Origin of the sequence: Candidatus Accumulibacter aalborgensis (genome assembly GCF_900089955.1) — a bacterium.
Taxonomy (GTDB): Bacteria; Pseudomonadota; Gammaproteobacteria; order Burkholderiales; family Rhodocyclaceae; genus Accumulibacter; species Accumulibacter aalborgensis.
On sequence record NZ_FLQX01000132.1, the window covers coordinates 1 to 9384 of the forward strand.

Genomic DNA, 9384 nt, shown 5'->3' on the forward strand with positions numbered 1-9384 from the left:
GTGACCACGTCGCTCCAACACCCGTCCCTCCGCATACACGCCCGCACTTTTTGAGAAGTTACGATCAGTTGCCGCAACCTGCTGATCTACATGAATGCCGACTTGCAGAAGAAGCTCCTTCCCTTGTTCCACTATGTCCTGAAACCGGGAGGAATTCTTTTTCTTGGCACGTCCGAAGGCGCCGGCGAGTTTGCCCAACTGTTTACCGTACTGGACCGCAAATGGAAGCTCTATCAGCGCAAAGAAGATCTTCCCGGCAGCCGACGCGGAGCGACGAGCCGCCTGCCGCCGCCGCAGTTGGCGATCGAGGCGGCGCCGCTGCGCAGCACCGGCAAGGCAGTCTTGCCCGAGAAACGGCCACTGCGCGAGTTGACCGAACAGGCGCTCCTGCAGCAGCTCGCGCCGGCCTGCGCGCTGGTCAACGGCCAGGGAGACATCCTCTACCTGCACGGCCGTACCGGGATGTACCTGGAACCGGCGCCTGGCGAGGCGGGCGTCAACAACATCCTGAAAATGGCCCGCCAGGGGCTGCGGCAAGACCTCAGAATGGCGCTGCACAAAACGGCCGGCAGCCAGGAGATCGTCCATTGCCCCGGTCTGAGCGTCCAGACCAACAGCCACTTCACTCGCGTCGACCTGACCGTCTGCCCGCTGGACGTGGACCCGGCGGCAGCTCCTGAGTTGCCCTTGTACCTGGTCATCCTGCAGGAAGCGCCAGCACTGGTCGACTCCGGGCCGGAGCAGCAGACCGCGCTGCCAGCCAGCGTAGCGGCAGTCGACCCGCCATCGACAGCCCGTTCCGCTCCTGATACCAGGGCGGAAGCCAAAGTCGAAGCGCGCATTGCGGCGCTGAAGCAGGAATTACGGGCCAAGGATGAATATCTTCAGACCACCCAGGAGGAACTGGAGACCTCGAACGAAGAGCTCAAGTCTTCCAACGAGGAAATGCAGTCGGTCAACGAGGAGTTGCAGTCGACCAACGAGGAGCTGGAGACGTCCAAGGAGGAATTGCAGTCGGTCAACGAGGAGCTGTCCACGGTCAACACCGAGTTGCAAAACAAGGTGTTCGACTTGTCGCGGGCGAATAACGACATGAACAACCTGCTCGCCGGCACCGGCATCGGTACGGTGTTTGTCGACCATCAACTGCGCATCATGCGCTTCACCCCGACCGTCAGCCGGATCATCAACCTGATTCTCAGCGACGTCGGGCGGCCGGTGGCGCACATCGTCGCCAACCTGGTCGGCTATGACCGCCTGGTCGCAGACACGCAAGAGGTGCTCGATACGCTGGTGATCAAGGAGATCGACGTGCAGACCAGCGAGGGCAGGTGGTACACGCTGCGCATCCAGCCTTACCGCACGCTCGACAACGTCATCGAGGGCGCGGTGATCTCTTTCTTCGACATCACCGAGGCGGTCAGGACACGGGACGCGCTGCGCGCTGCCAACGATATGATCCAGCGGGCTTTTGTGGTGCGCGATGCGCGCGATGCGATGACGGTTCAGGACCTGGCGGGCCGCATCCTGGCCTGGAATCCGGCGGCGCAACGGATGTATGGCTGGAGCGAGGCCGAAGCGCTGCTGCTGAACGTGCGCGACCGCATCCCGCCGCAGTTGCAGGACGACGCTTTGACCAGGCTGGAGCAACTGAGCCGCGCCGAAATTCTGGAACCGTATGACACTCAGCGGCTGACCAGGGAAGGTGCCGTCGTGGCGGTATCGATCATCGCCACCGCCTTGCTCGATGAGGCCGGGCAGATGTATGCCATCGCCACCACGGAACGGGCCAAAGAAGCGGCAATCGGCCGTAGCGGTGGCGGTTGCTGATGAGCCAGCGGGACGAAAACGAATGCTTTACCGACGCGGAATTGCCGACCGGCGACGACCGCCGCCTGGCCGCCGCGCCAGCGCTGCGCCAGCGAGCCGAAGCGGCGCTGCGGCTGAAAGCAGCGCAGTCACTCAACGCGCTCGAGGCGCTGGCGCCCGAAGGAAACCGGCAGGCACTGCACGAGCTGCGCGTCCATCACATCGAGCTCGAGATGCAGAACGAGGAACTGCGTCGGGCGCAGGTCGAACTGGACGCTGCTCGGGCGCGTTATTTCGACCTCTATGACCTGGCGCCCATCGGCTACTGCACCCTGGGCGAGAACGGGCTGATCATCGAGGCCAACCTCACCGCGGCCAGTTTGCTCGGCGTCCCCAGGGGCGCGCTGGTCAGGCAGGCGTTCAGCCGCTTCATCGTCAAAGCGGACGAGGACATCTACTACCTGTGCTGCAGGAAACTCGTCGCCAGCGGGGAAGCGCAGACCTGCGAGTTGCAGATGGTCAGGGGTGACGGAACGCCGTTCTGGGCGCACCTGACGGCCACCGTCGCGGAGGCTGATGGTGCGCCGGCGCTGCGCGTCGTGCTGAGCGATGTCAACGAGCGCAAGTTGGCCGAAGCCGAACGCGCCAGGCTGAACCAGGTGCTGGAGCAGCAGAACGTCGAACTGGCGCGCGCCAGACGGGTAGCGGAAAAGGCGAACCTTGCCAAGTCGGATTTTCTGGCCAGCATGAGTCACGAATTGCGTACGCCGCTCGGCGCGATCCTCGGTTTTGCCCAACTCATGGAATCCGGATCTCCACCGCCGACAGCTTCCCAGGCGCGCAGCATCGACCAGATTCTCAAGGCGGGGTGGCACCTGCTCAAGCTGATCAACGAAATCCTCGATCTCGCGCTGATCGAGTCGGGCAAGCTGTCGCTGGTGCTGGAAGCGATCTCGCTGCCCGCTACGCTGTGCGAATGCCAGGCGATGATCGAAGCGCAGGCGCAAGCGCGTGGCATCGCTCTCTCCTTTGCCGGCTTCGCCGGCCCGTGCCTTGTCCAGGCCGACCGAACCCGCTTGAAGCAGATTCTGATCAACCTTCTGGCCAACGCGATCAAATACAACCGGCCAGGCGGAACGGTCGCTGTGGACTGTCGCCAGATTTCGCCGGCTGCGATTCGCGTCAGCGTCCGCGACAGCGGTGCGGGACTGGCACCAGGGCAGTTGGCACAGCTTTTCGACCCCTTCAATCGTCTCGGACAGGAAGCCAGTGCCGAGGAAGGCAGCGGCATCGGCCTGGTGGTGTGCAAGCGGCTGATTGAGCGCATGGGCGGCGTGATTGGCGTGGACAGCACGGTCGGCAAGGGCAGTACGTTCTGGATCGAGCTGCAGGTGCCGGTGGTCGCAGACGTACCACTCGTACCACTCGTACCACTCGTACCACTCGTACCCGTCGATTTCGGCAGGTCGTCGCGCACCGTGCTCTGTGTCGAGGACAACCCGGCCAATCTGATGCTGGTCGAGGAGATCGTCGCCCGCCGGCCCGGTATTCACCTGTTCAGCGCGAGGGATGGCCAGAGCGGCGTCGAGATGGCCCGCGCCTCGCGGCCCGAGGTGATCCTGATGGACATCAATCTGCCTGACCTCAGCGGTATCGAAGCGTTGAAGCTGCTCGCCGAGGACCCGCTGACCGCGCACATCCCGGTGATCGCGCTGAGTGCCAATGCCCGCCCCGATGATATCGAGGAGGCGCTGCAAGCAGGGTTCTTCCGCTATATCACCAAACCGATCCAGATCAACGCGTTCATGGAGACGCTCGAGCTGGCCCTGAAATTTGCCGAGCCACCATCGGCCGACGCCAGCGGAATTCATCAGCGATGACCATCCTCGGCAAGCACCCCGAAGACACTGACACTGACACTGACACTGCCCGTCAGGCGGCCGACCAAGGTCGGAGCAGCGGGCCGGCGCTGCGCCGGCAAGCCGAAGATGCGCTGCGGAGCCGGCCCGGGCAATCAGTGGAAGCCATCGAAGCCCTGTCGTCTGAAGCCATCGAGCTGACGCTGCACGAACTGCGCGTCCATCAGATCGAGCTGGAAATTCAGAACGAGGAGCTGCGCCGGGCGCAACGGGAACTCGATTCCCTGCGCGCGCGCTATTTCGACCTCTATGACCTGGCGCCGGTGGGCTATTGCACGGTCAGCGAGCGCGGGCTGATCATCGAGGCCAACCTCGCCGCGGCCACCTTGCTGGGGGCCTCCCGGAGTGCGCTGATCAAGCAGGCGATCAGTCGCTTCATTGTCGGCGCGGATCAGGACATCTTCTACCTGCATCGCAAGCGGCTCCTTGAGAGCGGTGAGCCCCAGGTTTGCGAGCTGCGCATGGCCAGGAGGCCTGACGGCGCGCCTTTCTGGGCGCGGCTGCAAGCCGTTGCCGCGCGGGATGTGGATGGCGCCAACGCATTGCGCATCGTGATCAGTGACATCAGCGAGCGCAAGATTGCCGAAGCGAAGATCGAGGCCCTGGCCTTCTTCGATTCGCTGACCCACTTGCCCAACCGCACGCTCCTGCACGATCGTCTGCAACAGGCGATGACCAGCGGCCACCGTTCCGGGACTTTCGCTGCGCTGCTGTTCGTCGACCTCGACCATTTCAAGGCGCTCAACGATACCGAGGGGCATGCCAGAGGTGACCAACTGCTGCTCACCGCGGCACAAAGGATCACCGCCAGCATACGCGAGTCCGACACCGCCGCCCGGCTGGGCGGCGACGAGTTCGTGGTGCTGCTGGGCAACCTGAGCGGCGACCGCGATGCCGCCGCCGCCGAGACGGCAATCGTCGGCGAAAAGATTCGCGCCGCCCTAGGAGAACCGTATCAACTGGGCGAGCTTGACTATCGCAGCTCGGCGAGCATCGGCGCCAGCTTGTTCCGCGGTCACGAGACTTCGATTGACGACCTTTTCAAGCAGGCAGACCTGGCGATGTACCAGGTCAAGAAAGCCGGCCGTAATGGCGTCCGTTTCTTCGCTCCGGCGGAATAGGCGGCCCGCGGCGATGAAAGCTGGCACAGAGAAGCCTGCGGAAACAGGCCTTGCCGTGGCCGACGCCCTACCGGCGAGCGGTGCCGCGCTTCGCCTGGCCCTCGTCTACGCCGTTTTCGCCGGACTGTGGATATTGCTCTCCGACCTGGCGGTGGGCTGGCTTTTGCTTGAGCAGCCGCAGTCGTTTTTCGCCAATGCCCTGAAGGGCTGGCTGTTTGTCGCCGTGACCGCGGCGCTGCTCTACGCGATGGTCCGCCGTCTGCTCGCCCAAACGGCGACCTTGAGCCGGCGCGAGCACGAAGCGCGGACCGAGAACCTGCGCAACCAGCAACTGCTCGCCGCCATCGTCGACGGTTCCACAGACGCCATCTTCGCCAAGGACCTGGAAGGCCGTTACCTGGTCTTCAATCGAGCCACGGCGCGGGTCATCGGCAAGCGCTCCGAGCAGGCGCTGGGCTGCGACGACACAGCGCTGTTCCCGCCGGAACAGGCCGCGACGCTACGCGCCAACGACCGCCGCGTGATCGTCGAGAATCGGACACATACCTACGAGGAAACCCTGCTCACTGCCCAGGGCGAACGCACCTTTCTGGCCACCAAAGGACCGCTGCACGACAGCGAGGGCAAGGTCATAGGCATCTTCGGTGTTTCCCGCGACATCACCGACAGGAAGCGCATGAGCGACGAACTCGATCGCCATCGCCATCACCTCGAAGAACGGGTGGCCGAACGAACCGCCGAACTGGCGGCGGCCAATCTCGCCCTCGCACAGCACGCAGACAGCGCCGAGGCGGCCAACCGCGCCAAGAGTGCTTTCCTGGCCAACATGAGCCACGAGATTCGCACACCGATGAACACCATCATCGGTTTGACCCACCTCCTGCGGCGCTCCGGAGCGACGGCGCAACAGGCTGAGCGACTGGACAGGATCGATGACGCCGGCCAGCACCTGCTGGCGATCATCAACGACGTCCTCGACCTGTCGAAGATCGAGGCCGGTCGCTTGCAGGTGGAAAACACGGACTTCGCTCTTTCTGCCGTCCTCGACAAGGTCGGCGCGATCATTGGTGAAGCGGCGCACAGGAAGGGATTGCCGATCAGTATCGAGCGCAATGCCGTTCCGCTGTCGCTGCGCGGCGACCCGACGCGGCTACGCCAGGCCTTGCTCAACTACGCCGCCAACGCGGTCAAGTTCACCGCAGAGGGGTCCATTGCACTGCGCGCCAGGCTGCTCGAAGAGATCGGCGACGACTTGCTGGTGCGCTTCGAAGTCGAGGACACGGGTATCGGCATCGCAGCGGACAAGCTTGGCCGACTGTTTCAGGCCTTCGAACAGGCCGACGCATCGACCACCCGTCATTACGGCGGCACCGGGCTCGGGCTGGTGATCACCCATCGTCTGGCGCATCTGATGGGTGGCGACGTCGGCGTGGACAGCACGCCCGGCCGGGGCAGCACGTTCTGGTTGACCGCTCGCCTGCAGCGCGGCCAGAGCATCGTGTCTCCCCTCGCGGCGGTGCACGGAGGCGATCCCGAGAGCGAGTTGCGGGCGCACCACGCCGGCCGCCGTATCCTGCTTTCCGAAGACAATGACATCAACCGCGAAGTGGCGCTGGAATTGTTGCAGAGCGTCGGTCTGGTGGTGGAAACGGCGGCGGATGGACGGCAAGCTGTCGGCTGGGCGCAGCGCAGCGCCTTCGACCTGATCCTGATGGACATGCAGATGCCCGGCATGGACGGTCTCGAAGCCACCCGCAGAATTCGCGCCCTGCCTGGCTGGAAAACGACGCCAATCCTGGCGATGACGGCCAACGCCTTTGACGAGGACCGGCGTTCCTGCGCGGAAGCGGGCATGAACGACTTTGTCACCAAGCCGGTGCTACCTGGCCTGCTTTATGCTGTGGTTCTTAAATGGCTGCCGCCAGGGGAGCGCAAAGAACCTGCGGCGGCGGACAGCGTTGCTCGGCACACGCCGCCTGACGCGGCGCTGACGGCGGTCGCGGTGCCGGCATTAGTGACACCGGCATTAGTGACACCGGCATCGCCATCGGCTGCCGAGGCCACCCTCGCACGCCTGGCCAGCCTGCCGGGGGTCAGCGTCGCGCGCGCTCTCACGTTGTTGGCCGGCAGGGTAGAGAAATACCTTGATCTGCTCGCCAGATTCGTCGCCTCACAAGCGGATGCCATGTCATGTCTGGCAACCAGCCTGGCCGACGGCGACCACGTTACAGCCAGGCGCGTGGCACACACCCTCAAGGGTACGGGAGCCACGCTGGGGGCGGATGGCCTGGCTGAAATCGCAGCCCGTCTGGAAGGGATGTTGCGGAAGGACGAAACAATGCGCCTGCCCAGCGACGAAGTGCGTGCCGAAATGGAGGCCATCGATGCCGAACTGGCGACCCTTGCCGCCGCCCTGGCCGACTCGCTTGACGCCCCCGACAGGTCGTTGGCCATGGCCGACGAGACTCCTGAGGGGTGAGCCATGGAACTGCCGCAGCACCCGCGCATCGCTCCATTGACCATCAGCAGTGTGCTTGCCCTCAACTTGCCGGCAGTCCATGGCGTGACGGTGGCGGCGACCGTCCTGGAAGCCCTGGCGGTGATGGCCAAACACGATGTCGGTGCAGTGCTGGTGCTGGACGGTGAGCGCGTGGCCGGCATTTTTTGCGAACGCGACTACGCCCGCCTGGCGTTGGTCGGTGCAGGAATCGCCGACGTCACTTCGGTCAGCCAGGTCATGACCACTTGTGCCGTCTTCGCCACTCCGCCACAGACCGTGCAGAGCTGCCTGGATCTGATGAACAAGAAGCGGCTCCAGCACCTGCCGGTGCTTGAAGACGGCAAGCCGCTTGCTCTGCTCTCGATGGTCGACTTGCTGAACGAGACCATCGCGCATTACGAGCGTATCTCCCAGGCCCATGCACTGGATCAGCGCATCATGTTCCTGCAGGGAACGTATAGCTGCTGAGCGGCGAGTCGGGCGTGTTATCTTTTCGTTTTCCACCGGTTCGGGAGTAACGCGCATGACGCTGGCCAAGCTGATTGAATTGCTCGCCATCACTACCCTGTCGGCACTCGTGGCCGCCTGCGCGACTACCGAGTCGCCGTCGACGGCGAACGCGACTGTCGCGCACCGTGGCAAGGACAAAGCGCGCGAGCAACAGCAACTGAAGTTTCAGCTCGCCAGCGGCGTCTACCGTTGCGAACTCGGCCAGAGGGTCGAAATCCAGCGCGACGGGCGTGATGCGAACCTGATCCAGATCAACTGGCAGGGCCATCAGCACACCTTGCAGCGCTACAGTTCGGCCTCCGGCCTGCCTCGCTATGAGGACCGGCAGAATGGCCTGCTGTGGATCGATCTGCCGTGGAAAAGCGTATTGATGGACGCGAACAGCGGGCGGCCCCTGGCCAACGAGTGCAAAGCTGCGCAGGGCAAGATGAGCGAGCGCGGGAAGCGGCCAGGTGCCTGAAGTCGGTGTGGTCGGGGCCCGGGCCGGAGGAATCGTGCGCTGGCTTACCAGAGGGGCTTGCCAAAAGCCCCAGCGAAGCGGTCGGCAATTTCAGCACGCTTCGGGCGATGGTTCTGGCCACCGCGATGGGCTATCTTGATCGCTCCCATGACGGCCGCCAGACGTCCTGTCCGCTGCCAATCCCAGCCGGACGCGATGCCGTACAGCAGACCCGAGCGGTAGGCATCACCGCATCCGGTCGGGTCGACCACGGCGTCGGCCTTGACACACGGAATCTCGTGGCGTTGACCCTGGGCGTGAATGTGCGAGCCTTCACCGCCGAGGGTGACGATCAGCGCTTCGACCTCGGTGGCGAGTTGTTCTAGCGATCGGCCAGTTCGGTCACAGAGCAAGCGGGCCTCGTAGTCGTTGAAACAGGCGTAAGTGGCCAGCTTCATGAAGTGCATCAGGTCGTCGCCCGAAAACATCGGCAAACCCTGGCCAGGGTCAAAGACAAAGGGCACGCCTGCTGCCGACAGATCGTTCGCGTGCTGGAGCATGCCGTCGCGACCGTCGGGAGCGACAATGCCGAGCGTCGCTTCGGCGGCATCGGCGACACGGTTGAGCTGCGAATAGGTCATGGCACCGGGATGAAACGCGGTGATCTGGTTGTCGTCGAGGTCGGTGGTGATGAAGGCCTGCGCGGTAAAGCTGCCGGCAATGCGGCGCACATGGGCGCGCGACAGACCCAGGTCGTCTAGCCGCAAAAGATACGAGTCGGCATCATCGCCAACGGTGGCCATGATCATCGGGTCGCCGCCCAGCAGTTTGAGGTTGTAGGCGATATTGCCCGCGCAACCGCCAAATTCGCGACGCATCTCGGGGACCAGGAAAGCCACATTCAGGATGTGAATTTGCTCCGGCAGGATGTGATTCTTGAAGCGATCATGAAAAACCATGATGTTGTCGAAGGCGATCGAGCCGCAAATAAGCGTGGACATGAAGTTTGCCGAGGGCGACGAGAGTTGTGGAGGAAAAAAAGTATAGCACTGTTGGCGGTGAGCCCTTGTCAGAGACCAGCAATCG

7 protein-coding genes are annotated in these 9384 nt (G+C 63.7%); 6 read left to right on the plus strand and 1 reads right to left on the minus strand.

Translation table 11 applies throughout. The annotated features are described in order from the left end of the window. Positions 1 to 63 precede the first annotated feature (63 nt). Genes ACCAA_RS15160 through ACCAA_RS15185 form a run of 6 tightly spaced genes read left to right on the plus strand, consistent with a single transcriptional unit; the run spans position 64 to position 8319 of the window. Entirely contained in the window at positions 64 to 1830 is a 1767-nt protein-coding gene (locus tag ACCAA_RS15160) for a PAS domain-containing protein (protein ID WP_281193202.1), read from the plus strand. Next, positions 1830 to 3689, plus strand: coding sequence for a PAS domain-containing hybrid sensor histidine kinase/response regulator (locus ACCAA_RS15165; protein ID WP_186408092.1), 1860 nt, complete (start codon positions 1830 to 1832; stop codon positions 3687 to 3689). Before ACCAA_RS15160 ends, ACCAA_RS15165 begins: the two co-directional genes overlap by 1 nt. Further along, positions 3686 to 4849 carry a sensor domain-containing diguanylate cyclase gene (locus tag ACCAA_RS15170; RefSeq protein ID WP_186408093.1) on the plus strand — a complete coding sequence of 388 codons (1164 nt, stop codon included), beginning with the start codon at positions 3686 to 3688 and terminating at the stop codon, positions 4847 to 4849. The genes ACCAA_RS15165 and ACCAA_RS15170 overlap by 4 nt, the downstream gene beginning before the upstream one ends. 13 nt (positions 4850 to 4862) lie before the next feature. Then, a complete protein-coding gene (locus tag ACCAA_RS15175; protein WP_186408094.1) occupies positions 4863 to 7328 on the plus strand; it encodes a PAS domain-containing hybrid sensor histidine kinase/response regulator in 2466 nt (821 codons plus the stop codon). Positions 7329 to 7331: 3 nt separating this feature from the next. Continuing rightward, positions 7332 to 7817: a CBS domain-containing protein gene (locus ACCAA_RS15180; RefSeq protein WP_186408095.1), complete on the plus strand. Its 486-nt coding sequence runs from the start codon at positions 7332 to 7334 to the stop codon at positions 7815 to 7817. Between the two features lie 55 nt (positions 7818 to 7872). Next, positions 7873 to 8319, plus strand: a complete 447-nt coding sequence (locus ACCAA_RS15185; RefSeq protein ID WP_245754596.1) for an MliC family protein — start codon at positions 7873 to 7875, stop codon at positions 8317 to 8319. 44 nt (positions 8320 to 8363) lie between these two features. Here ACCAA_RS15185 and ACCAA_RS15190 read toward each other — a convergent pair whose 3' ends face one another. Beyond that, on the minus strand, positions 8364 to 9299 hold the full coding sequence (locus tag ACCAA_RS15190) for a carbohydrate kinase family protein (protein WP_186408096.1): 936 nt from the start codon (positions 9297 to 9299) through the stop codon (positions 8364 to 8366). Positions 9300 to 9384: the final 85 nt, after the last annotated feature.